The organism is Streptomyces hypolithicus (assembly GCF_052934925.1).
On the sequence record NZ_CM128811.1, the window covers coordinates 1,523,929 to 1,549,889 of the forward strand.

Annotated in this window: 14 protein-coding genes and 1 pseudogene; 7 read left to right on the plus strand and 8 right to left on the minus strand. The window is 71.3% G+C overall.

Features of this window, described 5'->3' with window-relative positions; genetic code table 11:
- Positions 1 to 7 precede the first annotated feature (7 nt).
- On the minus strand, positions 8 to 1,288 hold the full coding sequence (locus ACU6WZ_RS06985; RefSeq protein WP_447032243.1) for a L,D-transpeptidase: 1,281 nt from the start codon (positions 1,286 to 1,288) through the stop codon (positions 8 to 10).
- A gap of 375 nt (positions 1,289 to 1,663) precedes the next feature.
- Between ACU6WZ_RS06985 and glgX the strand changes: the two genes are divergently transcribed.
- The 3 genes from glgX (at position 1,664) to ACU6WZ_RS07000 (ending at position 7,827) form a co-directional block, all read left to right on the plus strand.
- Positions 1,664 to 4,012: a glycogen debranching protein GlgX gene (glgX, locus tag ACU6WZ_RS06990; protein ID WP_447032244.1), complete on the plus strand. Its 2,349-nt coding sequence runs from the start codon at positions 1,664 to 1,666 to the stop codon at positions 4,010 to 4,012.
- Positions 4,013 to 4,126: 114 nt separating this feature from the next.
- Positions 4,127 to 5,935, plus strand: a complete 1,809-nt coding sequence (locus tag ACU6WZ_RS06995; RefSeq protein ID WP_447032245.1) for an ABC transporter ATP-binding protein — start codon at positions 4,127 to 4,129, stop codon at positions 5,933 to 5,935.
- Positions 5,932 to 7,827: an ABC transporter ATP-binding protein gene (locus ACU6WZ_RS07000; RefSeq protein WP_447032246.1), complete on the plus strand. Its 1,896-nt coding sequence runs from the start codon at positions 5,932 to 5,934 to the stop codon at positions 7,825 to 7,827. The genes ACU6WZ_RS06995 and ACU6WZ_RS07000 overlap by 4 nt, the downstream gene beginning before the upstream one ends.
- Positions 7,828 to 7,891: 64 nt before the next feature.
- On the opposite strand, the gene ACU6WZ_RS07005 is transcribed toward ACU6WZ_RS07000, so the two are convergent.
- Entirely contained in the window at positions 7,892 to 8,683 is a 792-nt protein-coding gene (locus tag ACU6WZ_RS07005) for an SDR family oxidoreductase (protein WP_447032247.1), read from the minus strand.
- Positions 8,684 to 9,003: 320 nt separating this feature from the next.
- Here ACU6WZ_RS07005 and ACU6WZ_RS07010 point away from each other — a divergent pair.
- Positions 9,004 to 11,021 (plus strand): annotated as a pseudogene (locus ACU6WZ_RS07010) (M4 family metallopeptidase).
- Positions 11,022 to 11,099: 78 nt separating this feature from the next.
- Here ACU6WZ_RS07010 and glgP read toward each other — a convergent pair.
- The 6 genes from glgP to ACU6WZ_RS07040 form a co-directional block, all read right to left on the minus strand.
- Positions 11,100 to 13,667, minus strand: coding sequence for an alpha-glucan family phosphorylase (gene glgP / locus ACU6WZ_RS07015; protein ID WP_447032248.1), 2,568 nt, complete (start codon positions 13,665 to 13,667; stop codon positions 11,100 to 11,102).
- Positions 13,668 to 13,812: 145 nt separating this feature from the next.
- The gene (locus tag ACU6WZ_RS07020) at positions 13,813 to 15,102 is read right to left on the minus strand and encodes an FAD-dependent monooxygenase (RefSeq protein ID WP_447032249.1); all 1,290 of its coding nucleotides are present in this window, start codon (positions 15,100 to 15,102) and stop codon (positions 13,813 to 13,815) included.
- 81 nt (positions 15,103 to 15,183) lie between these two features.
- Positions 15,184 to 16,305 (minus strand): monodechloroaminopyrrolnitrin synthase PrnB family protein, encoded by a 1,122-nt coding sequence (locus tag ACU6WZ_RS07025; RefSeq protein WP_447032250.1) that lies wholly within the window; start codon positions 16,303 to 16,305, stop codon positions 15,184 to 15,186.
- 214 nt (positions 16,306 to 16,519) lie between these two features.
- Complete coding sequence (locus tag ACU6WZ_RS07030) at positions 16,520 to 18,010, minus strand: MFS transporter (RefSeq protein WP_447032251.1); 1,491 nt, start codon at positions 18,008 to 18,010, stop codon at positions 16,520 to 16,522.
- Entirely contained in the window at positions 18,007 to 19,464 is a 1,458-nt protein-coding gene (locus ACU6WZ_RS07035; protein ID WP_447032252.1) for a 4-hydroxyphenylacetate 3-hydroxylase family protein, read from the minus strand. The genes ACU6WZ_RS07030 and ACU6WZ_RS07035 overlap by 4 nt, the downstream gene beginning before the upstream one ends.
- Before the next feature lie 173 nt (positions 19,465 to 19,637).
- The gene (locus tag ACU6WZ_RS07040; RefSeq protein WP_447032253.1) at positions 19,638 to 20,627 is read right to left on the minus strand and encodes an AraC family transcriptional regulator; all 990 of its coding nucleotides are present in this window, start codon (positions 20,625 to 20,627) and stop codon (positions 19,638 to 19,640) included.
- 127 nt (positions 20,628 to 20,754) lie between these two features.
- On the opposite strand from ACU6WZ_RS07040, the gene ACU6WZ_RS07045 reads away from it, so the two are divergent.
- The 3 genes from ACU6WZ_RS07045 (at position 20,755) to treS (ending at position 25,872) form a co-directional block, all read left to right on the plus strand.
- Positions 20,755 to 21,693, plus strand: a complete 939-nt coding sequence (locus tag ACU6WZ_RS07045) for an SDR family oxidoreductase (protein ID WP_447032254.1) — start codon at positions 20,755 to 20,757, stop codon at positions 21,691 to 21,693.
- Between the two features lie 454 nt (positions 21,694 to 22,147).
- A complete protein-coding gene (locus ACU6WZ_RS07050) occupies positions 22,148 to 24,136 on the plus strand; it encodes an alpha-1,4-glucan--maltose-1-phosphate maltosyltransferase (protein WP_447032255.1) in 1,989 nt (662 codons plus the stop codon).
- On the plus strand, positions 24,133 to 25,872 hold the full coding sequence (treS, locus tag ACU6WZ_RS07055) for a maltose alpha-D-glucosyltransferase (RefSeq protein ID WP_447032256.1): 1,740 nt from the start codon (positions 24,133 to 24,135) through the stop codon (positions 25,870 to 25,872). Before ACU6WZ_RS07050 ends, treS begins: the two co-directional genes overlap by 4 nt.
- The last annotated feature ends 89 nt before the right edge of the window (positions 25,873 to 25,961 follow it).

The window sequence follows — 25,961 nt, forward strand, 5'->3', positions numbered from 1 at the left end:
GGGAGTGTCACTTCTTCCACTGCGACCAGGACATGTTCCAGCCGTTGAGACCGTTGTCCGGCTGGATCTGCTTGTCGTCGGAGTTCTTCACTACGACGACATCACCGATCATCGAGCTGTTGTAGAACCAGGCCGCCGGGAGCTTCTTGTCGTACCCGCCCCGCACGTCCCGCAGGCCCACGCACCCGTGGCTGACGTTCGCCGATCCGAACGTGCCGGCGCCGGCCCAGTAGTTGCCGTGGATGAAGGTGCCGGAGTTGGACAGCCGCATGGCGTGCGGCACGTCCTTGATGTCGTACTCGCCGCCGAAGCCCACGGTGGCGCCGTTCATGCGCGTCACCTTGTGCTTCTCGCTGATCACCATCTGCCCGTTGTACGTCGTCGTCGCCGGGGCGCCCGCGGTGATCGGGACGGTCTTGAGGACCTTGCCGTCGCGCTTGACCGTCATGGTCCTGGTCTTGGCGTCCACGACACTGACCTGGCTGCGGCCGACGGTGAACCGCACGGTCCTGCTCTGCTTGCCGTACACACCGGGGCGGCCCTCGACGCCGTCCAGGTCGAGCTTCAGGGTCACCTTGGTGCCCGCCGCCCAGTATTTCTCGGGCCGGAAGTCGAGGCGGTCGTTGCCGAACCAGTGCCCCTCGACCGGCACCGACGGCTCGGCCGTCACCCGGACGGCCCGCTCGACGGCGCCGGGTTCGGTGATGCCGCGGCTGAAGCGGAGCGAGACCGGCATGCCGACACCGACGGTCGAACCGTCCTCGGGCGTGAAGTAACTGACGAAGGTGTTCTTCGGCACGAGGGTGGTGAACGTGGTGTCCTTCGCCGACTCACGGCCCTCGGAGTCCTTCGCGACCGCGTGGACCCGGTACTTCGTCGCGGCGCCCAGGTGCTGCCGCGGCTCCCAGCCGGCTCCGTCCGCGGTGATCTTCCCCGCCACCTCGTTGCCCTTGGTGTCCTCGACCTCGACCGACGTCAGCCTGCCGTGGTCCGCGCTGATCTTCAGCGCCCCGCTGGTGGCGACGTTCTTCGCCTCGTGTTTCGGCGCTATCGTCACCACCGCCTGCGACGCCTTGCCGTCGGCCCGCGTCCCCGGCTGCTCCCCGCCCTTGCCGTCGCCGCCGGCGTCCCCGCTTCCGCCGCAGGCCGTCACCAGCAGCAGCGTCACCCCCAGCAGCGGCGCGAGCAGTTCGCGGCCCGCGCGACGGCTTGCGCGACGGCTGCCGCGCCCCGGTCCGCTCCCCCGGCGTACTCCGGCCCATGTGCCCGGTATCAGCTGCTTATTCACTTTGTCTTCTCCCCTCGCACGGCCTGGCCCCCGGCCATGGCCCGCACCCCTGCGCGCGCTCCCGCGTGCGCTGAGAAAAGGTAATCACACCGGGCGTGCCGCACGCCTCGGCGCGTTTGTCACCGTTCGGTCCCAAGTGGCACGCGTGCGCCCGGGCGGCGGCGCACGGGCGGCGCACGGGCCTTGCTGGTCAGCGACGGTTACCGGGAAGGCCCTGATCCCACCGCCATCCCAGCACCCCCGAGTGGGGGAAACGTGAGTACGACCTCCGTTGCGGGCAGAACAGGGGGAGGAGCCAGCGAGGGACGCCACGGCCGGGACGCCGTACGGCCTCAAGGATCCGCCGGTCCCACCGAGCCGCCGGGAGGCTTTCAGGTGTCCAGCGCACCCGAGCAGGAGGCAGTACAGGAACAGGACGTGGTGCGGGAAGTGGCGCGGGAGGCCGTGAGCGACGGCCCGCCCGCCCCCTCACCCGCACCGGCCGCGGCGCCACTCCACGCACCCGCCCACGCACCGGGCGCGGCCAACGGCCACCGCCCGGGCAGCGAGGCGGACAGGCCGCCCGTGTGGCCCGGGGCGCCGACCCCGCTGGGGGCGCGGTTCCGCGTCGGGCCCGACGGTGTGGCGGGCACCAACTTCGCGCTGTGGGCGGGCGGGGCGGAGGCCGTCGAGCTGTGCCTCTTCGACGAGGACGGCACCGAGACGCGCTGCCCGCTGACCGAGCTGACGCACGAGATCTGGCACGGCTTCGTACCGGGTGTGCGGGCCGGACAACGCTACGGCTTCCGCGTGCACGGCCGCTGGGACCCCTGGACGGGGGCCCGGTGGAACCACGCGAAGCTGCTCCTCGACCCGTACGCACGGGCCGTCGACGGCGCCCCCGGGAACGACTACAGCACGCTGCCCGCCGAGGTGTACGGGCACGTCAGGGACTGGCCGCAGCAGCAGATCGCCGACACGGTGCGCGACGACCGCGACTCGGCGCCGTACGTCCCCAAGGGGGTGGTCGTCCACGACGACGCGCCCGACGACGACTGGGTGGACGACCGGCGGCCCAAGACGCCGTGGGCCGACTCGGTCGTCTACGAGCTGCACGTGCGCGGCTTCACCAAACTGCACCCGGGCATCCCCGAGGAGCTGCGCGGCACCTATGCGGGGCTCGCGCACCCCGCGGCCGTCGAGCACCTCCAGCGGCTGGGGGTGACGGCGGTCGAGCTGCTGCCGGTGCATCAGTTCGCCCACGAGGACCACCTGCTGCGGCGCGGCCTGCGCAACTACTGGGGCTACAACTCCATCGGCTACTTCGCCCCGCACGCCGCCTACGCCGCGTCCGGTACGGCGGGCCAGCAGGTCGAGGAGTTCAAGCTCATGGTGCGGGCGCTGCACGCGGCCGGCATCGAGGTGATCCTCGACGTGGTCTACAACCACACGGCGGAGGCGAGCGAACTCGGCCCGATGCTGTCGCTGCGCGGCATCGACAACCGCGGCTACTACCGGCTCCAGGGCGACGCACGGCGATATGCGGACTACACGGGCTGCGGCAACACGCTGCACGTCGTGCAGCCGCACGTGCTGCGGCTCATCACGGACTCGCTCCGGTACTGGGTGACCGAGATGGGCGTGGACGGCTTCCGGTTCGACCTGGCGGCGGCGCTGGCCCGCTCGATGCACGACGTCGACATGCTGTCGCCGTTCCTCGCCGTGATCGCACAGGACCCGGTGCTGCGGCGCGTCAAGCTGATCGCGGAACCGTGGGACGTGGGCAACGGCGGCTACCAGGTCGGCGCCTTCCCGCCGCTGTGGACGGAGTGGAACGACCGCTACCGGGACGCCGTGCGGGACTTCTGGCGGGGCGCCCTGCCCGACGTACGGGACCTGGGGTACCGGCTTTCGGGGTCCAGCGACCTCTACGCGTGGGGCGGCAGGCGCCCGCAGGCCTCCGTCAACTTCATCACCGCGCACGACGGCTTCACGCTGCGCGACCTCGTGTCGTACGAGCAGAAGCACAACGCGGCGAACGGCGAGAGCAACCGGGACGGGACGAACGACAACCGGGCATGGAACTGCGGCGCCGAGGGCGAGAGTGACGACCCGGCGGTGAACGCGCTGCGCAGACAGCAGCTGCGGAACCTTCTGACGACGCTGCTGCTGTCGACGGGGGTGCCGATGCTGGTCGCGGGCGACGAGATGGGACGCACCCAGGGCGGCAACAACAACGCGTACTGCCAGGACAACGAGATCAGCTGGGTGGACTGGTCGCTCCTTGAGGACCCCGGCTGGCGGGAACTGGCAACCCTGACGTCGCGGCTGCTGGCTCTGCGGCACGCCCATCCGGTGCTGCGACGCCGGGCGTTCTTCTCCGGGCGGGCGCAGGCGGCGGACGGGCTGCGCGACCTGGCGTGGTTCACGCCGCGCGGCGAGGAGATGACGCCGCAGGACTGGTACGCGCCGGCCCCCACGCTGGGGCTCTATCTGTCGGGGCGCGACATTCCGGGGCGCGACGCGCGGGGGGAGAAGATCACGGACGACAGTTTCCTGGCCGTCCTGCACGCCGGGGACCGCCCGGCGAGTTTCCTGCTGCCGGGGCCGCCGTGGGCGGGGCGGTACGAACTGGTCGTCGACACCTCGCGGGAGAGCCAGGGGGCTCCGCCGGGCACTTCGCACCGCGGTGGGGCGGCCATCGCGGTGCCGGCGAGGTCGGTGCTGCTGCTGAGGGCGGTCTGACCGGGCGGCCCGGGTGGGCGGGAAGGCTGTGCGGTCGCACTGTGCGGTCCGACTGTGTGACAAGGCCGGAAAATCAGTGAGCGCTGTCAGTGGTGAACCGTACGCTCGTTCCTGATGACCGGAACACATGCACCCACCAAGGACCGATCGGCCGTACGTTCGCTGCTGCGCCTGTGGCCGTACGTACGCCCGGTGCGAACGCGTTGGTTCAGCGCGGCCGTTGTGGCCGTGCTGGCCTCCTGCCTGAGCCTGGTCATCCCGTTCGTCCTGAAGTGGATCGTGGACGGACCGGTGGCGGACGGCGACCCCGGCGGAGTATGGCTCGGCGCGCTGTATCTGCTGCTGCTCGGCATCACCGAGGCGGTGCTCTTCGGGTTCCGGCGGTGGCTGGTGGCGCGGCCGCTGGCCGGAGTCGAGGCGACGATGCGGGCCGATCTGTACCGGCACCTCCAGCGGCTGCCGGTGGCCTTCCATGACCGTTGGCCCTCGGGGCAGTTGCTGTCACGGGCGACCACCGACCTGATGATGCTGCGGATGTTCCTTGCGTTCCCGCTGACGTTCCTGCTGGTCAACGCGGTGACGATCCTGGTGGGGATGGTCATCCTGCTGCAACAGCGGTGGACGCTGGGGCTGGTGCTGCTGGCGCCGGTGATTCCGCTGGTCGCGCTGTGCTCGGTCTTCGAGGCGAAGTACGCGAGGGTGGCACGGCGTTCGCAGGACCAGGTCGGTGATCTGACCACCGTCGTCGAGGAGAGCGTGCTCGGCATCCGCGTCATCAAGGGCTTCGGCCGGCACCGCAGCCAGGCCGAGGCCTTCCGGGAGCTGTCCCTGACCCTGCGGGGCACCGAGCTGACCAAGGCCCGGCTGCTCGCGGGGATCTGGGCGGTGATCACGACCCTCCCGGAGCTGGCCATCGGCGCGGCGCTGGTGCTCGGTACGGTCCAGGTCGCCGACGGCGGGCTGTCCGCGGGCACGCTGGTGGCGTTCCTCTCGATTGCGCTGGCGCTGCGCTGGCCGGTGGAGTCGATCGGCTTCCTGCTCGCGATGAGCCAGGACGCGGCGACGGCGACCGACCGGTACTTCGAGGTGATGGACGCGCGCGAGGAGGGTGCGGACAGTGGCGGGCGGCCGGACACCGCGAAGTCCGCGGACGGCTCCCTCCCGCGCGGAATCGTCTTCGACGGGGTCGAGTTCCGGTACCCGGACGCGCCCGACGGGGCCACGCCTGTCCTCACCCGCGTCGACCTGCACATCCGGCCGGGCGAGACCTTGGCGCTCGTCGGGGCCACCGGCAGCGGCAAGACCACGCTGACCGCTCTCGTACCGCGACTGCACGAAGTCACGGCCGGACGCATCGCACTGGACGGCGAGGACATCACCGCGATGGAGCGCGAGCGGCTGCGGGAGCTGGTGTCGGTGGCCTTCGAGGAGCCGACGCTCTTCTCGGCGAGCGTCGGCGAGAACGTACTCATGGGCGCGGGCCCCAGCGCGGGCGAGGGGGAGCTGGGGCAGGCCCTGGACACGTCGCAGGCCGACTTCGTGCACCGGTTGCCCGAGGGAGCGGCCACGCAGGTCGGCGAGCAGGGGCTCACCCTGTCGGGCGGGCAGCGCCAACGTCTGGCGCTGGCCAGGGCGGTGGTGGGCAAGCCGCGGTTCCTGGTGCTCGACGATCCGCTGTCGGCGCTCGACGTGCACACGGAGGCGCTGGTGGAGGCGGCGCTGCGACGCGTTCTGGAGGACACCACCGCGCTCGTCGTGGCGCACCGGCCGTCCACCGTGCTGCTGGCCGACCGGGTCGCGCTGCTCTCCGGGGGCCGCATCGCCGCGGTCGGCACCCACCACGAACTGCTGCGGGACAGCGACGAGTACGCCTGGCTGATGTCAGGAGCCGGTGACAGGGAGCAGGAGGGGCAAGGCGCATGACAACCACCGTGGACGGCAGGTCCACCGCCGGCACGCCGCCGGAGCGGGGGCCGGAGCCGGAGCCGGACTTCGAGCCGGCCCCTCCTCCCGGCGACCGGGGCGGCGACCCCTTCGACCGCGACGCGCTGCCCGCCCCCAGGGGCGCCACGGCCGCGCTGCTGCGCTCACTGCTGCGGCCCCGGCGGGCCAGGGTGGGGTTCGCCGCGCTGGTCCTGCTGCTCCAGCAGTGCGCGGTGCAGGCGGGCCCGCTGCTCGTCGCGTACGCGATCGACCGGGGCGTACCGGCGCTGCGCCGCGACGACTTCGGCCCGCTGACCGTCGTCGCTGCCGCGTACGTCCTGTGCTCGGTGGGCGCCGGTGTCCTCCAGTACGCCTTCATCCGGATCTCTGCCCGCGTCAACCAGGACGTGCTGCTCGACCTGCGCGGCAGGATCTTCCGCCACGCGCAGGCGCTCAGTGTCGACTTCCACGAGCGGTTCACCTCCGGGCGGCTGATCTCCCGGTCGACGACGGACGTGGAGTCGCTGCGGGAGCTGCTCAGCGAGGGACTGCAGGAACTGATCGAGGTCGTTGTCTCGTCCGTCTTCATCTGCGCGCTGCTGCTGTATCTGGACGCCGGACTCGGCGGGCTCGCGGTGCTGTCGTTCGCACCGCTGTACTGGCTGATCCGCCGCTACCGCGCCCGGGTCTCCGTCATCTTCGGCGACCGCTCCACGGCGATCGCCGCCGTCATCGTGAAGTTCGCCGAAACGATGAACGGCATCAGGCCGGTGCGGGCGTTCCGGCGCGAGCGGGCCAACGAGGCGCAGTTCCGGGTGCTCAACCACCGCCACGAGCGGACCAACGGCGACAGCCTCCTGGAGATGGCCCAGTACGTCATCGGCTCGCGGCTGGTCGCCAACATCGCGGTCGCCGGCATTGTGCTGTGGGGCGCCTACCAGGTGGCCGACGCAAGCCTGGCGCTCGGCGTCCTGGCCGCCTCCGTGCTCTATCTGAGGCGGCTCTACGACCCGATCGACCGGCTCGGGATGTTCCTCAACTACTACCAGTCGGCGGCCGCTTCCCTGGAGAAGATCGCTGGCCTGCTCGCCCAGACCCCGGCCGTGCCCGAGCCCGCCGAACCGCGCGAGCTGCCCGCTGCCGACGGCGGCCGCCCCGGCCGCGAGGTCGTCTTCGACGACGTCAGCTTCGGCTACCGCACGGGCGGCGAAATCCTGCCCCGCTTCAGCCTGACCCTCCCGGCGGGCCACACCGTCGCCGTCGTGGGCTCGACGGGCGCGGGCAAGTCGACGCTCGCCAAGCTCCTCGCGCGCTTCTACGACCCGACCGGGGGCCGCGTCCTGCTCGACGGCACCGATCTGCGCGACCTCGCCGTACCGGAACTGCGGCGCGGGGTGGTGATGGTGACCCAGGAGGCGTTCCTGTTCTCCGGCAGCGTCGCAGAGAACATCGCCATCGGCCGCCCCGACGCTTCCCGCGAGGACATCGAGCGGGCCGCGAAGGCGATCGGCGCGCACGACTTCATCAACGGCCTGCCGGAGGGCTACGACACGGACGTACGCAAACGCGGCGGACGCATCTCGGCCGGCCAGCGCCAGCTGGTCGCCTTCGCCCGCGCCCTGCTCGCCGACCCGGCGGTGCTCATCCTCGACGAGGCGACCTCGTCCCTGGACATCCCCGGCGAGCGGGCGGTGCAGCGCGCGATGGACACGGTGCTGCGGGGCCGTACGGCGGTAGTGATCGCGCACCGGCTGTCGACGGTGGAGATCGCCGACCGGGTGCTGGTCATGGAAGCCGGCCGCATCGTCGAGGACGGCTCCCCCGCCGACCTCATCGCCGGCACGGGCCGCTTCGCGGACCTGCACCGGGCGTGGCGCGAGAGCCTGGTGTGAGCGCGAGGACAGGGCACGTGGTCGCACGTGGTCGTACCATCGGCTGCACCGAAACCGTCGCGGCCTACAGCAGACCCGCGTCGGCGCGCCTCGCCAGGTACTGCTCGAAGGTCACCGTGCCGACGGCGTGGCCGGGAGCCAGGTTTCCGCCCTGCTGGAACGCCCGCATCGTCTTGCCGGGCAGGCGCAGCGCCGCGATGCGGCGGTGGCGGCCCGCCGCGCGCAGGGTCGCTTCGGTGAGGTCGCGGGCGTCGCGTACCTCGGGGCCGCCCATGTCCGGTGCGCGGCCTGCCGGGGCGCCCTGGGCGAGTTCGGCGAGCCGGCCGGCGACCTCTGTCACCTCGACGGGCTGAACCCGCAGACCGGCCGGTACGAAGGTGACCGGCAGTCGGCGTTGGGCCAGTGTCATCGATGCCACCAGGTCGTGGAACTGGGTGGCGCGCAGGATCGTCCACGGCAGGCCGGAGGCTTCCAGAAGGCGCTCCGCCCGGAGTTTGGACCTGTAGTAGAAGAGCGGCACCCGGTCGACGCCGACAATCGAGATGTAGACAAGGTGCGGCGGGCTCCCGGTGGTGCCGGTCGCGCTCGTCGCGGCGGCGATGAGCCGTTCGGTCGTCGCCGTGTCGTTGCGCACGTTGGTGGCGCAGTGCACGATCACGGACGCTCCCCGCACCGCCGCCGCGAGCCCCTTGCCCGAGGCGAGGTCGCAGATCGCCCACGTGCACGGCCGGTCGTCCCTCGCCCGGCGGGCGCGGCGGCTCATGGCGCGTACGGGCACGCCGTCCGCCAGGAGCCGGTCCACCAGGGGGCGTCCCAGGGTGCCCGTGGCGCCGGTAACGAGAATCGGTCCGTCCATGGTGGTGGTCCCTCCGGAGCGCCGGTCGGCCGGCGCTCGATGCCGGCTGGTCCGCAGCATCATCGCGCTTCGGCGCCCACCAGCGTCGGAACTTCCCGGAGCAATCAAGGTGGCGCCCCGGTGAAGCGTCCGACTACCGAACATGACCTTTCGAGCAACGGACGATTTCCGGCCAACTTGTTGACGCGGTCCTGACAGAGCACCCGGTCTCCTGTCACTCTTCCCCCGTCTTCCCCAGTTCCGCGCTCCACCTTGCTCCGCAGCTCTGCCCGGGCCGCCGACCCAGCGGCCCGACACCCCCCCTTGCAGAAGGAGTTCGCGTGAGATCCACGCCCAGACGACGTGCCACCACGACCGGCGCGCTGCTCACCGCCGCAGCCCTGCTGACCGTCGGTGTACAGACCGGCATCGCATCGGCCGACGACGCCAGGACCGCCGCACCCGCCGCCGCGGCGGCCAAGCCCGATCCCGGCGCGCTGCCCGCCAAGCTCTCCCCCGCCCAGCGCGCGGAGTTGATACGCGAGGCCAACGCCACCAAGGCGGCCACCGCCAAGGAGCTCGGGCTCGGCGCCAAGGAGAAGCTCGCCGTACGCGATGTCGTCCAGGACCGCGACGGGACCACCCACACGCGGTACGAGCGTACGTACGCCGGCCTCCCCGTCCTCGGCGGCGACCTGATCGTCGCGCAGACGAAGGCGGGCAGGACCGAGGGCGTGACCAAGGCGTCCACGAAGGCGCTGAAGTCCATCGACACGAGCGCGGACATCACGGCCGCCACCGCCGAGAAGCAGGCGCTCGGCGCGGCCAGGGCCGAGGGCTCGAAGAAGACCGAGGCCGAGCGCGCCCCCCGCAAGGTGGTGTGGATGGGGCAGGGCACGCCCACCCTGGCGTACGAGACCGTGGTCGGCGGGCTCCAGCACGACGGGACGCCGAACGAGCTGCACGTCGTCACCGACGCCGCCACCGGCAAGAAGCTCTTCGAGTGGCAGGCCGTCCACAACGGCACCGGCAACACCCAGTACAGCGGCCAGGTGACGGTGGGCTCCGCCCCCTCGTACACCCTGACCGACACCGGGCGCGGCAACCACAAGACGTACAACCTCAACCGCGGCACGTCCGGCACCGGCACCCTCTTCTCGGGTCCCGACGACGTCTGGGGCGACGGCACCCCGCAGAACGCCGAGACCGCCGGCGCGGACGCCGCGTACGGCGCGGGTCTGACCTGGGACTACTTCAAGACGGTGCACGGGCGCTCCGGCATCCGCGGTGACGGCGTCGGCGCGTACTCCCGCGTCCACTACGGCAACGCGTACGTCAACGCCTTCTGGCAGGACTCCTGCTTCTGCATGACGTACGGCGACGGGGCCGGCAACACCAAGCCACTCACGTCGATCGATGTCGCCGCGCACGAGATGACGCACGGCATCACCTCCAACACCGCCGGCCTCGTCTACAGCGGCGAGTCGGGCGGCCTCAACGAGGCGACCTCCGACATCTTCGCCGCAGCCGTCGAGTTCAACGCCAACAACGCCACCGACAAGGGCGACTACCTGGTCGGCGAGAAGATCGACATCCGGGGCAACGGCACTCCGCTGCGCTACATGGACAAGCCGAGCAGGGACGGCTCGTCCAAGGACGCCTGGTACTCGGGCATCGGCAGCATCGACGTCCACTACTCCTCGGGCCCGGCCAACCACTGGTTCTACATGCTCTCCGAGGGCAGCGGCGCCAAGACCATCAACGGCGTCAGCTACGACTCGCCGACCTCCGACGGCCTGCCGGTGACCGGCATCGGCCGCGACAAGGCGGCGCAGATCTGGTTCAAGGCGCTCACCACCAAGTTCAACTCGCGCACCGACTACGCGGGGGCCCGCACCGGCACCGTCGCCGTCGCTACCGAGCTGTACGGGGCAGGCAGCGCCGAGGTCAAGGCCGTCGAGAACGCCTGGGCCGGCATCAACGTCGGCTCCCGTCCGGGCGGCGGCGGTGGCGGTACGTCGTTCGAGAACACCACCGACGTGGCCATTCCGGACAACGGCGCCGCGGTGACCTCGTCGGTCACCTCCACCAAGACGGCGCGGCACCCAGCGCCCTCAAGGTCGATGTGGACATCGTGCACACCTGGCGCGGTGACCTGGTCGTGGACCTGCTCGCCCCGGACGGGACCGCGTACCGGCTGAAGGGCTCCAGCTCCTCGGACTCGGCGGACAACGTCAAGGCGACCTACACCGTCGACGCGTCCTCCGAGACGGCGAACGGCGTCTGGAAGCTCAAGGTCCAGGACGTGGCCGCGCAGGACACCGGCTACATCAACAGCTTCAAGCTGACCTTCCCGTAAGGCTCCACGCACGCGCTGAACGCTGAGTGCCCCGGGGGAGATCCCCCGGGGCACTCAGCGTTCAGTCGCGCAGCGCGTTCAGCGCATCAGTACGCCCGCGCCTTCCCCCGTCGCCTCCGTCGGCAGCGCCACCAGACCCAGGTCGGCGTTGTGCGGCAGCAGGCGGTGGGCCGGCAGTATCCGGACCGTGTAGCCGAAGGGCCCGGTCCGGTCGAGGGCGAGTGGGCCCTCGTACATCCAACGGCCCTCCAGGTCCGGGCCGCCCGCCGGCTTCAGCGGGAAGTGCTGCGCCTCGCCGATCGCGTCGTCCGAGTCGACCCGGCCCGCGACGGCCTGCACCTCCACGTCGTCCGGCCGCAACTGCCCGAGGGCCACGCGCACCCGCAGGGTGAGCGTCGAGCCGAGTTCCGCCGTGCCGCCCACGGCGGTCGCCGCCACCGCCTCGACGTGGTCGACGGCGATCTGCGGCCAGGCGGCCCGCACCCGGGCCTTCCACCCGGCGAGTTCGCGGGCCGTCCCAGGGACCAGCGCGCGGTGCGCCTCGGCGGCCGGGGCGTACAGCCGCTCGACGTACTCCCGCACCATGCGCCCCGCCAGCACCTTGGGTCCGAGCGTGGTGAGGGTACGCCGCACCATGTCGATCCAGCGGTCGGGCAGTCCGCCCGGGCCGCGCTCGTAGAACCGTGGTGCGACGCGCTGCTCGATCAGCTCGTACAGCGCGTTCGCCTCCAGGTCGTCGCGCCGGTCCTCGTCGGTGGCGATGCCGTCGGCGGTCGGGATGGCCCAGCCGAAGTCCGGCTCGAACCACTCGTCCCACCAGCCGTCCAGCACCGACAGGTTGAGGCAGCCGTTGAGCGCCGCCTTCATCCCGCTGGTGCCGCACGCCTCCAGCGGGCGCAGCGGGTTGTTGAGCCACACGTCGCAGCCCGGGTAGAGCTTCTGCGCCATACCCATGCCGTAGTCGGGGAGGAAGACGATCCGGTGGCGCACCCGCGGGTCGTCCGCGAACCGCACCAGTTCCTGGACGAGACGCTTTCCGCCGTCGTCCGCCGGATGAGCCTTGCCCGCCACCACGATCTGGATCGGCCGGCTCGGGTGCAGCAGCAGCTCCATCAGCCGGTCGCGGTCGCGCAGCATCAGCGTGAGCCGCTTGTACGACGGGACGCGGCGGGCGAATCCGATGGTCAGGACGTCCGGGTCCATGACGTCGGAGATCCAGCCGAGTTCGGCGTCGGCGGCGCCGCGCTGGCGCCAGGACGCGCGCAGGCGCGACCGCACCTCCCCGACGAGCTGCTCGCGCAGGGTCCGCCGCAGGTCCCACAGCTCCGCGTCGGGGGCGTGGTCGACGTCCGCGACGCGGGCCACCTCGGGGGCGACCCAGGTCGGGGCGTGCACTCCGTTGGTGACGGAGGTGATCGGCACCTCCAGGGGATCGAATCCCGGCCAGAGCCCGGAGAACATCTCGCGGCTGACCGCGCCGTGCAGGGTGGAGACTCCGTTGGCACGCTGGGCGAGGCGCAGGCCCATGACGGCCATGTTGAAGAGATTCGGCTCGCCGCCCGGGTAGGTCTCCATGCCGAGCTGGAGGATGCGGCCCACGTCGACGCCCGGCAGCTCGCCGGACTCCCCGAAGTGGTGCGCGACCAGTTCGCGGTCGAAGCGGTCGATACCCGCCGGAACGGGGGTGTGCGTGGTGAAGACGGTGCCGGCCCGCACCGTCTCCAGCGCCGGGTCGAAGTCGACCCCGTCGCGGGCCAGCTCCCGGATCCGTTCGAGGCCGAGGAAGCCGGCGTGGCCCTCGTTGGTGTGGAAGACCTCCGGGTCGGGGTGCCCGGTCAGCCGGCAGTACGCGCGCACGGCCCGCACCCCGCCGATGCCGAGCAGCATCTCCTGGAGCAGACGGTGTTCGCTGCCGCCGCCGTAGAGCCGGTCGGTGACGTCGCGCTCCCCCGGCGCGTTGTCCTCGACGTCGGAGTCGAGCATCAGCAGCGGTACGCGCCCGACCTGGGCCTGCCAGATGTGGGCGCGCAGCGCCCGGCCGCCGGGCAGGGCGAGGGCGACCTGGCTGGGGGTGCCGTCGGCCTCCCGCAGCAGGGAGACGGGCAGTTCGTTGGGATCGAGTACGGGATAGTGCTCCTGCTGCCAGCCTTCCCTGGACAGACTCTGGCGGAAGTACCCGTGCCGGTAGAGAAGCCCGACACCGATGAGGGGCACGCCCAGGTCGCTGGCGGCCTTCAGGTGGTCCCCGGCGAGGATGCCGAGGCCGCCGGAGTACTGCGGGAGGGCGGCCGTGACTCCGAATTCGGGCGAGAAGTAGGCGACGGCTGCGGGCAGTTCGGGAGTGGGCGACTGGGACTGGTACCAGCGCCGGCCGCGCAGGTAGTCGTCCAGGTCGTCGGCGGCGGCGGTCAGCCTGTCCAGGAACCGCCGGTCCTGGGCCAGGCCGGCCAGCCTGCCGGCAGGCACGGTCCCGAGCAGCCGTACGGGATCACCCCCGCAGGCCGCCCAGCCTTCGGGGTCCACGGCCTCGAAGAGGTCGCGGGTGTCGGTATGCCAGGACCAGCGCAGGTTGCGGGCGAGGTCGCTGAGGGGTCGTAGGGGTTCGGGAAGAACGGGGCGCACGGTGAATCGACGAATGGCCTTCACGTGTTCCACCTTCGCAGGGGACGTACGAACCGGGGCGGACGCACGGCGGTGTGCGCCCGGCCTTTCCCTCCGACGGTAGTGCCGCTCCGCTGTTCGCCACCACGGCGCACGGCGGGCGCTGGGGATCGCTGGGGATGCCTGGGGGTCAGAGACGCCCGGCGCGCGCCGGTACGTCGTAGGGCGAGCCCAGGTTGACGGTGGCCGGATCGAACGCGCCGGTCGCCGCGTATCCGGCGGCTACGGCGGCCAGCTCGTGCGCCGGGAGCACGTCGCGGATGTCGGTGAATCCGCCGGGCGCCCGCTCGTGCGCCATGTTGATGACGACCTCGGGCCCGAGCCGCCGGTTGGCGCGCTGGAGTTCGGTCATCGCGGGCCTGCGCTCCGCCTCGTACGCCGCCAGCGCCTCGGCCGGGTCGGCGTGCAGGGCCATGGCGTGGGCGAGGGCGCGGGCGTCCACGACGGACTGGGTCGCGCCGTTGGAGCCGATGGGGTACATCGCGTGGGCGGCGTCGCCGATGAGCGTCGCCGCGCCGCGGCTCCAGCGCTCCAGCGGGTCGATGTCCACCATCGGGTACTCGAACGCGCAGTCGGCGGCCCGCAGCACTTCGGGGACGCTGACGCCGTCGAACTCCCAGCCCTCGTAGTGGTGGGCGAACTTGGCGAGGGGGACCGACCGGTTCCAGTCGCCGCGCGAGGCGTCGTCGATGGAGTCCGCCGGCATCGCGAGCGCCCAGTTGACCAGCACTTCGCCGGTGTCCGGGGCGGGTTCGGTCATCGGGTAGACGACGGCCTTCTGCCGGTCGGAGCCGGCGATGAACATGAACGTCCCCGCCCGCTCAGCCGGCATCCGGGAGACGCCGCGCCACACCAGCATGCCGTTCCACGGCGGCTCGCCGCCGCCGGGGTGCAACGCGGTGCGGACGGTGGAGCGGATGCCGTCGGCGCCGATGACGACATCGGGCTCCAGGGCGGTCCGCGCGCGGCTCCCGCCGTCGCGGTGCTCCAGGGCCACGCGCGCCCGGCCGTCCGGCAGCGGGGTCAGCCCGGCCACCCGTACCCCGCCGACGATCGCGCCGGCGCCGAGTCGTTCCCGTACCGCGTCTGCCAGGGCCAGTTGCAGGCCGGCGCGGTGGATGGAGAGCTGGGGCCAGCGGTAGCCCGCGCCGAGGCCGCGGGGCTCGCTGGAGACCAGGCCGCCGCGGTAGTGGTAGTACCGCAGTTCCCGGGTGCGTACGGCGTGCCGGTCGAGCACGCCGAGGAGACCGAGCGCGTCGAGTTCGCGTACCGCGTTGGGCATGATGTTCAGCCCGGCGCCGACCGGCTGGATCTCGCGCGCCGCCTCCACGACGGTGATCCGGTCGAAGCCGGCCGCGTGCAGGCTCAGGGCGGCGGTGAGCCCGGCTATGCCGCCGCCGGCGATGAGGATGTGGGTCATGCGGGGAGCCCCTTCGGACGTACGGGTGGACCGGACCGGGCCGGACTGGGCTGGACCGGGCTGGACTGGACTGGACACCGCTCAGGCGACAGGGGTGCGCGGCCGGGCGGTGGCCCCGCGCACCAGGGTCTCGTTGTCGCGCGTCAGGTCGAGGACGGAGCGCAGCAGCTCGATCGGGGCGCCGCCGGAGCCCACGTCGTAAAGCCGCACCTCTTCGCTGTACGCCTTGCGCGCGATGCCGAGGTGGCGCGCCCGGAACGTCTTGAGGATGCGCAGTACGCGGGCCAGCGAGACGGCGGAGGCCTTGACTTCGGCGGGCAGCCGGTCGGTGATCTCCCAGGCGACGGCGGCGCGCAGCTTGGTGACGGCCGAGATGCCGGTGCGGTGGCGTGCGTAGAAGTCGCGCCAGCCCGGCAGGCCGTACTGCACCGCGTCGGCGAGGAACTCGTCGTACTGCGGGCTGCTGTGGTCGCTCTGCCACAGCACCAGGTCGACGAGCCACAGCGGCACCTGGGCAGCGGCCGGGCCGAGGTAGTTGCGGCCCGCCACGTCGACCTCCTCGAAGTAGGGGCGCAGGGTCTGCGCGAAGAAGACCGGCGAGACGTTGGCGACGGTGAAGTCGATGGAGTCGACCATCGACTGAACATGCTGGGCCGTACGGTCGAGGGCGACGGCGAAACCGGGATCGTGCGGTTCGAGCCGGGCCAGTGCGCCGCAGGTGTCGAGGGAGGCGGCGAGGCTGGGGAAGACCATACGGACGGCGTCCTGGAGGTTGCCCTCCATCTCCTCGCCGGTGTACATGCGCTGGCGTACGCCCAGCGGGTTCCACGTCGTGTAGTGGTGCACGGTGTCGCGCGGCACCATGTCGGTGCGCTGGCCCAGAGCTTCCAGTACGGGCAGCGCCTCGGGGACGACGGACAGCGGTTCGGTGCCGTGGCGCTTGAGCGAGCCGAGGATCATGCCGAGGTCGCGCATCGCGGCGAGCGCTTCGACGACGTTCCAGTCGGCGACCCTGGCGGAGTCGGGCAGCAGGGCGCGCAAAGCGACGGTGAGGGCGGGCACGTCGGCGTCGCGGTTCATCGCGGGCAGGGCGACGAGCAGCGGATCGGCGGCGAGCGGGTCGGCGGCGCGTATCTCGGATATCCGGTAGCGCGGCTCGTAGCGCGGGTCGAGTCCGGGCGCGACAAGGTCGTACAGCGTCATGGGAGTGCCCCCCTCGGGCAGTTGATGCGGTGGATGCCATGCGGTGCGGCCGACGGCGTGGTTCCGCGGCGGTGAGGGTCCGTCGCGGAGGCGTGCGCGGTGCGGTGGTGCGGTCCGTGGTGGCGGCCCCGGATCGATCGCGGCGGGCGGTTCTTTGACGGCCGCCCTGCGGTGCCGGGCGGGCGGCGCCCCCTGTGCGCCGCCCGCCCGGACCTCAGGTCACGGCGCCGGTCACCCGCTCCTGGCTCGCGGACCCCACCGGCGAGGCCGGCAGGCGCAGCCGGGTCGACAGCAGCGCGGCGAGGCCGGCGAAGGCGGCGCCGACGAGCAGCGCCGCCCGGAACCCGGCGGTCTCGGCCGTGGCGGCGGAGCTTTGGGAGGCGTCCGTGACGGTGGTGGCGACGGCGACCAGGACGGCGAGGCCGAGGACCGAGCCGAACTGCTGGCTGGTGTTGATGAGCCCGGAGGCGAGCCCGGTCTCCTCGGGCGCCGCGTCGGCCGTCGCGGCGACGTTGGTGGTGACCATGACCAGCGGCAGGGCGACGCCGAGCACCAGGCTGGGGGCGAGGACGGTGGTGAAGAAGGTGCCGTCGGCCCGGAGCGCGAGGGCGAGCCAGGCCGTACCGGCGAACAGCAGCCCGAAGCCGAGCGTCGTCGTGGCGCGCAGGCCGAGGCGGGCGATGATGCGCCCGCTCTGCGGCGCGGTGGCGACGACGGCCAGCGACAGGGGCAGCAAGCCGAGCCCGCCGACCAGCGGGCCGTGGCCGATGACGCTCTGGAGATAGAGGCTGACCAGGAAGAACATCGGAAAGAGCGCCATCTGGGCGAGCGCGCTGAGCACGTTGGCGAGCCGCAGTGCGGGTCTGCGCAGTACGGCGGGCGGCACCAGCGGGCGGGCGATCCTGCCTTCGAGTACGGCGAAGGCGGCGAGCAGCAGCAGTCCGGCGCCGCCCGCGACGAGCGTGCGGGCGCTGGTCCAGCCCGCCTCGCCGGCGCCGACGAGGGCGTACGCGATCAGGCCGAGCCCGCCGGTGGCGGTGAGCGCGCCGCCGAGGTCGAAGCCGGGCTCGCCGGTGGCGGTGAGCGCGCCGCCGAGGTCGAAGCCGGGCTCGCCGGCGCGCGTACCGCCGTCGAGCAGGCGCAGGGCGAGGACGCCGAGCAGCAGGGCGACGAGCACGTTCAGCCAGAACGTGGAGCGCCAGCCCAGCAGGTCGGTGAGGACCCCGCCGAGCACGGTTCCGAGTACGCCCCCGAGTCCGCCCATCGCGGCGAACGCGCCGAGCGCCTTGTGCCGCCCCGGCCCGTCCGGGAAGAGGATCAGCAGCAGAGCGAACGCGGCCGCGGCGGCGAGCGCCGCGCCGACGCCCTGGACGGCGCGGGCGGCGATCAGCGCGCCGGCGCTCTGCGCGATCCCGCCGACGGCGGAGGCGGCCGCGAGCAGGGCGAGACCGGCGGTGAACAGCCGCCGGTGGCCGATGAGGTCGGCGGTGCGGCCGCCGAGCAGCAGCAGCCCGCCGAAGGTGATCAGGTACGCGTTGGCCACCCAGGACAGTCCCGCCGAGCCGGAGCCGAGGTCGTCACCGATCGAAGGCAGCGCGACGTTGATGATCGCGGTGTCCATGATGAGCAGCAGCTGGGTGGAGGCGAGCAGCGCGAGCGCGGCCTTGGGGGAACGCTCGGCGGAACGCTTGAGGGAACGTTTCACCGCTGCGCGCCGCCCGAGCCCAGCGTGTAGCCGTCCAGGCAGGCCCGGGCCAGCGACTCGCAGGCGCCGGTGTCGCCCTCCCAGGCCTGCTGCATCAGGTAGATGTGCGGGGCGCCGTGGTAGAAGCGCTCGTACTGCTCGTGGCGGCCCGCGAACTCCGAACCGAGCGCGTCCCAGGCCAGCTTCAGCAGCTTGATGCGGTCCTCGGCGGGGTGACCGGGCGAGCGGATGTACTTCCTCACCAGCGGCCCGAGCTCCGGGTGCAGCAGGTCGTCGGCGGAGGCGGGCAGCTGGATGACGCCGCCGCCCGCGAGCATCTTGATCTCCTGCACGGCCTGCGGGTAGAGCTCGCCGGCCATGATGCGCTGGGCGAAGGAGATCTCCTTGCCGGGCTTGACGCCCTCCCCGCCCTCGACGCTCTCGTACGACGCCTCCGCGGCCAGCACGAATGCCTTGGCCTGGGCGACCTTGCCCATGAGTCGGCCGATCGCCTGGGTCACGGGCGGCAGCGTGTAGGTGTTGTTGGCCTTGGTGATGAGGATCGCGAGGCCGGTGAGGAATTCCAGCTTCGTCCAGAAGCGGGTCGCGGCCTGGTGCACGAAGTTCACGTACGCCGGGGTCTGCCACCACATCTGGAAGCTCGCGTCGACGTTGCGGTACGCGAGGACGTTCTCCCACGGCACGAAGACGTCCTCGCAGACCAGCAGGGCGTCGTTCTCGTCGAAGCGGGAGGACAGCGGGTTGTCGAAGACGCTGCGCGCCTGGGCCTCGTACGAGGTGCGGGAGAGGAACTTCAGTCCCGGGGTGTCGATGGGGACGGAGAAGCAGACGGCGTGCTCGATGTCCTGCGGGGCGAGGGGTTCGATGGTGCCGACGATGACCTCGTTGCCGAAGACCGCGCCGGTGCCGATCATCTTGGCGCCGCGCACGACGATCCCGCCGTCGCGCTCGGCGACGACCCGCACCACCAGGTCGTCCTCCTCCTGCTCGGACGCGGACTTGGTTCGGTCTATCTGCGGGTTGGTGATGGTGAACGTCGGGTAGAGGTCGCCGTCGGCGAGGCGCCGGTGGTAGGCGAGGGCGTTCGGTGCTCCGTCGAAGGAGTCGGTGGTGAAGATCTGCGGCCGGGCGGCGAACCCGGCGGCGCCGCCGGCCATGTAGTCGGGCGTACGTCCGAGGAAGCCGAAGCTGGCCTCCGCCCACACCTTGTACGCCTTGCGCCGGGCGACCAGGTCGTCGTACGAACGCGGGATCGCGTAGGCCCGGTGGACGCCGGCGGAGGTGAGCACGGGGGTGTGCTCGGAGTTGTGCGCGAGGTCGAAGAGGTGGGCGATGGACCCGGCGGTGTTGCGGAACGCCGGGTGCCGGCTGACATCCTTGACCCGCTCGCCGTCGAGCCACACCTCTCGGCCGTCTCGCAGCGATTCCAGATAATCCTGACCGGACCTCGTCACACCTTCTCCTCATGCGGAACGGCAATGCCGCTGCCGAGCCTGTCCGCCCATAGGGCCGGCTGCAATGAACACCCGTCCAGCGGTCCTTATCAACCGGCCATACCCCCTGGCCACCGGCGCTTCGCCCCGGTCCCCGCTCCTCAATCGGCGCAGGACACGCCGCAGGACCCGCCTCAGGCCGGGCCCGCCGCATTGCGGTATTCGCCCGGTGTCGTGCCGAACCACTTGCGGAACGCCAGGTGGAAGCCGACCGAGCTCTGGTAGCCGACCCGCTGCGGCACCGCCGACTGAGCCACCGTCGTCTCGCCGAGCAGCCGCGCCGCCTCCTGCATGCGCCGCCCCGTCAGGTGCCGGGCCGGAGCGTCCCCGACGAGCTGGCGGAACGCGGCGGTGAAAGCGGACCGGGACATTCCGACCTCGCGGGCGAGCGACTCGATGGTCCACGGCTCCGCGAACCGGGTCGCGATGATCACCATGGCCCGGCTGATCCCGGAGTGGCGCAGGACCGGCAGCGCGGCCGGGTTGTCGGTCAGTTCGCGCAGCAGCGGCCGCAGCGCGAGGACCAGCGCCATCTCGAAGGCACGCAGGGTGATCAGCCGGTCGCCGGGCCCGACGGGCCGGTCCGGGGCGGCGAGCAGCCGCAGCGTGTCGCGCAGCAGCGGCTCGGCGGCGACCTGCGACCCGTCGAGGACCAGGGCCCAGGGCAGGGCCTTGTAGAGGCCGGTCGCGGCGCTGGCGTCGTAGTGCAGTCCCGCGCACAGCAGCCGGCTCTCCGGCCCGCCCCCTTCGATCCTGATCTCCCCGGACGTGCCGGGCTGCCGCTCGGGCAGCACCGCCCGCAGCGGTACGCCCTGACGCCCCGGCCTGTCGGAGAGGCGGTGCGCGATACCGGTCGGGAAGACGGCGAGGTCGCCCGCGTGGAGTTCGAGGGGCGTCTGGTCCTCGCCGCTGATCCAGCAGCCGCCCTCGACGATGTAGTGGAGTACGGCGCAACTCTGCTCGGCGTCGCCCTCGATGGCCCACGGGGCGCTCACGTGCCAGCGGCTGTCGAAGACGCCCGTCAGCCGCAGAGGCTTGAGCAGTTCGCTGAGCAGGTCGTCGCCATCGCGCTCGCCGCCTCGCCAGCCGTTGCTCTCCGCGCCTCGCTCGCCGTCTCGTTCCATGCCGTCCATTGGACGATCCCTCAACCCTCACCCCGGTTTGTTAATTGATCGGCCGAAGCCCCCGCCGCCAGCCTGGAAAGGCCGGTCACGGCGACAGCCTCACCCTATCGAAGGGCTCTACACACCCATGTCCGATCAGATGCCTATGCGCGTAGCCGTCGTGGGGGCGACCGGCTTTCAGGGCGGCGCCGTCGCCCGTCTGCTGGCCGAACGCAACCACCGCATCCGCACGCTGACCCGCAAGCCGGAGGCCGAGCGTCCCGACCTGTCCGGGGTCGCCTACGTCTCCGGCGACCTCGCGAACCGGGACGACGTACGCCACCTCTTCGAGAAGGCCACGCACGCCTCTGTGGTGATGCCGCTGGTGTACGACGCCGGGACGGTACGCACGTACGCGCAGAACATCGCCGCCGCGGCGCGCGAGTCAGGGGTGCGCAGGCTCGTCTACAACGCCAACACCCGGATCCCCAAGGCCGCCACCAACGTGGCGGCGTTCGAGACCCGGCGGCTGGCCGAGTCGGTGCTCCGCGAGGGCCTTCGGGAGAGCGATGTGGAACTGGTCGTGCTGCGGCCGCCGGTCTACCTCGACAACCTCTTCAGTCCCTGGAACGGCCCGGCCCTGGCGAAGCAGGGCGTCCTCGCGTACCCGCTGCCCGCCGACACCCGGGTGGCGTGGATCTCCCACCGGGACCTGGCCGAGGCGGTGTACGCGGCGCTCACCGTGGACGGCGTCGCGGGCCGCACGCTCGACATCGGCGGTGCGCAAAGTCTGACCGGCAGTGAGCTCGCGGAGAGCTTCGCGAAGGGGCTGGGCAGCGAGGTGCAGTACGTGGCGCTGCCGCCGCACGTCTTCGAGGACGGACTGGCGCAGGTCGTCGGCCCGGACGCGGCGGCCGGGGTGGCGGGCATCTACCACTACATGGCGAGCGGCGCGGGCCCCGACCTGATGACGGAGGACGACGGCACCTCGGCGGAGGCGCTGCGGGTGAAGCCGGCCCCCGTGGACGAGTGGGTGGCGCGTCAGCCGTGGCAGATCTGGTCCGACGAGGTCCCCACGGCTTCGTGACCCCCGGATCACATTGACACCGGCCCCGCCTCCTCCTCGGCGGGGCCGGTCTTTTTCGGCCCCGTGCTCTTGCACCTTCCTCACGCGGCCGAAGCCCCCCCGTCCCCGCCGCCCCGCACTTTTTGCAGCTTCATTACGCGGCAGTAGTGCTGCATACCCCGGAGGCAACCCCCGGACCCCCGGCCGAAGCCCCGTCCCCCGCCGCCCGCACTTTTTGCAGCTTCATTACGCGGCAGTAGTTAACAAAGCTGCGGATTGCGCACCCGAGATACGAGGGAAGGCTCCCTCGGTACGTCCCAAGTCGGCCCACCCGCCACCCGAGTGAACGTGGACAGGAGCGGTGATGCCCGCAGCCCGTCAGTCGCCAACGGAGCAGCTAAAAAGGACAGACCCCAAGAAAGCCCCCGAACGCGCGCCGCGCTCGCCCGCGGCCGCACAGCCCCCAGGTGAGCCAATGATCGGTCGCATCCCTGTCCTGGACGTACGTCCCGCCGTCGACTGCGGCAGAAGGCCCGCCAAGGCGGCGGCCGGTGAGGCTTTCGAGGTCACCGCCACCGTCTTCCGCGAGGGCCACGACGCCGTCGGCGCCAACGTCGTCCTGCGCGATCCGGCGGGCCGCGAGGGCCCCTGGACGCCGATGTACGAACTCGCGCCCGGCACCGACCGGTGGGGCGCCCGCGTCACGCCGGTCGCCGAGGGCCGCTGGACGTACGCCGTGGAGGCCTGGAGCGACCCGGTGGCGACCTGGCGCCACCACGCCGGGATCAAGATCCCGGCGGGCCAGGACATCGAAATGGTGCTCGCGGAGGGCGCCGCGCTGTACGAGCGCGCCGCGTCCGGCGTGCCCAAGAAGGACGGGCGTGAGGCCGTCCTGGCCGCCGTCGACGCACTGCGTGACACGAAGAAACCGGCCGCGGGCCGCCTCGCCGCCGCGCTGGAGCCGGAAGCGGACGCCGCGCTCGCCCGCCACCCGCTGCGTGAACTCCTCACGTCCTCGGACCCATTGCCGCTGCTCGTGGAGCGCGAGCGCGCGCTCTTCGGCTCCTGGTACGAGTTCTTCCCCCGCTCCGAGGGCGCCCGTACCGACAAGAAGGGCAGGCAGAAGGGGGGCACGTTCAAGACGGCCGCCGAGCGGCTGCCCGCCGTCGCCGCCATGGGCTTCGACGTGGTCTACCTGCCGCCCATCCACCCCATCGGCACCACACACCGCAAGGGCCCCAACAACACGCTGGCCGCCTCCGCCTCCGACGTCGGCGTGCCCTGGGCGATCGGCTCCCCCGCCGGCGGGCACGACGCGATCCACCCCGAGCTGGGCACCTTCGAGGACTTCGACGCCTTCGTCGCGCGCGCCCGCGACCTGCGCATGGAGATCGCGCTGGACTTCGCGCTCCAGTGCTCACCCGACCACCCCTGGGTCACCGAGCACCCCGAGTGGTTCCACCACCGGGCCGACGGTTCGATCGCGTACGCCGAGAACCCGCCGAAGAAGTACCAGGACATCTACCCGATCGCGTTCGACGCCGACATGCCGGGCCTGGTCACCGAGACGCTGCGGGTACTGCGGCTGTGGATGAGCCACGGTGTGCGGATCTTCCGGGTCGACAACCCGCATACCAAGCCGGTGGTCTTCTGGGAACGGGTCATCGCGGACATCAACGCCACCGACCCGGACATCATCTTCCTCGCCGAGGCCTTCACCCGCCCCGCCATGATGCACACCCTCGGCGCGGTCGGCTTCCAGCAGTCGTACACCTACTTCACCTGGCGCAATACCAAGCAGGAACTGACGGAGTACCTCACGGAACTCTCCGGCGAGGCGGCTTCGTACATGCGTCCGAACTTTTTCGTGAACACCCCGGACATCCTGCACGCCTACCTCCAGCAGGGCGGCCGGCCGGCCTTCGAGGCACGTGCCGTGCTGGCCGCGACGCTGGCGCCCTCCTGGGGTGTGTACGCCGGTTTCGAGCTGTGCGAGAACACCGCCGCGAAGCCGGGCAGCGAGGAGTACCTTGACTCCGAGAAGTACCAACTGCGGCCCCGCGACTGGGAGTCGGCCGAGCGCGAGGGCCTCACCATCGCACCGCTGATCACCACGCTCAACCGCGTCCGCCGCCGTCACCCCGCGCTTCAGCAGCTACGCGACCTGAACTTCCACCACGCCGACAACGACGCGGTGATCGCGTACTCGAAGCGTTCGGGTTCGAACATCGTTTTGGTGGTCGTCAACCTCGACCCGCACCACACCCAGGAGGCCACGGTCTCGTTGGACATGCCGGAACTCGGCCTCGACTGGCTTGATTCCGTCCCGGTGCGCGACGAGCTCACCGGTGAGACCTACCACTGGGGCAGGGCCAACTATGTGCGCCTCGAGCCGGGCCGTACGCCCGCGCACATCGTCGTCCTGCGACCGTCCCCGCCGATCGGAGGGTCACCCACATCATGATCGTCAACGAGCCCGTCCATGACACCTTCGAGGACACACCCGCCAAGGACCGCGACCCCGAGTGGTTCAAACGCGCCGTGTTCTACGAGGTCCTTGTCCGCTCCTTCCAGGACAGCAACGGAGACGGCGTAGGTGACCTCAAGGGCATCACCGCCAAGCTGGACTATCTCCAGTGGCTGGGAGTCGACTGCCTCTGGCTGCCGCCGTTCTTCAAGTCACCGCTGCGCGACGGCGGTTACGACGTTTCGGACTACACGTCCGTGCTGCCCGAGTTCGGCGACCTCGCCGACTTCGTGGAGTTCGTCGACGCCGCCCACCAGCGCGGCATGCGCGTGATCATCGACTTCGTCATGAACCACACGAGCGACCAGCATCCGTGGTTCCAGGAGTCGCGGTCCGATCCGGACGGCCCGTACGGCGACTACTACGTCTGGGCCGACGACGACAAGCAGTACCAGGATGCCCGGATCATCTTCGTCGACACCGAGACGTCCAACTGGACCTTCGACCCGGTCCGCAAGCAGTACTTCTGGCACCGCTTCTTCTCACACCAGCCGGACCTCAACTACGAGAACCCGGCCGTGCAGGAAGAGATGATCTCGGCGCTGCGCTTCTGGCTGGACCTGGGCATCGACGGCTTCCGTCTCGACGCCGTGCCCTACCTCTACCAGGAGGAGGGCACGAACTGCGAGAACCTGCCGCGCACCCACGAGTTCCTCAAGCGGGTGCGGGCCGAGATCGTCGCCTCGTACCCGGACACGGTGATCCTCGCCGAGGCCAACCAGTGGCCGGAAGACGTCGTCGACTACTTCGGCGACTTCGAGACCGGCGGCGACGAGTGCCACATGGCGTTCCACTTCCCGGTGATGCCGCGCATCTTCATGGCGGTGCGCCGCGAGTCGCGCTACCCGGTCTCGGAAGTCCTGGCCAAGACCCCGGCGATCCCCTCCAACTGCCAGTGGGGCATCTTCCTGCGCAACCACGACGAGCTGACGCTCGAAATGGTCACCGACGAAGAGCGCGACTACATGTACGCGGAGTACGCCAAGGACCCGCGGATGCGGGCCAACATCGGCATCCGGCGGCGGCTCGCCCCGCTGCTCGACAACGACCGCAACCAGATCGAGCTGTTCACGGCTCTGCTGCTCTCCCTGCCCGGATCGCCGATCCTGTACTACGGCGACGAGATCGGCATGGGCGACAACATCTGGCTTGGCGACCGGGACGCCGTACGCACACCCATGCAGTGGACGCCCGACCGCAACGCGGGCTTCTCGTCCTGCGATCCCGGCCGGCTCTTCCTGCCGACGATCATGGACCCGGTCTACGGCTACCAGGTGACCAACGTAGAGGCGGCGATGACCTCGCCGTCCTCGCTGCTGCACTGGACCCGGCGGATGATCGAGATCCGCAAGCAGAACCCGGCCTTCGGACTCGGCTCGTACACCGAGCTGCCGTCGTCCAACCCGGCGGTGATCGCGTTCCTCCGCGAGGCCCCCCGAACCAGGGACGGAGAGGACGATCTGGTGCTGTGCGTCCACAACTTCTCGCGGTTCCCGCAGCCGACGGAACTTGATCTCCAGACCTTCAACGGAAGGCATCCGGTCGAACTGATCGGTGGGGTGCGATTCCCCGCCATCGGCGAATGGCCGTATCTGCTGACCCTCGCAGGTCACGGGTTCTACTGGTTCCGGCTCCGCAAGGACGCCACCCCGCTCGCGGCCAAGCGCGCCTGAAGTGCCTTCTGCGGCGGGGCGGTTTCTCCCGCCCCGCCCTGGGCACTCGACTCGTCACATGGGGTCCGTACGGACCATCCCCGCCCCGA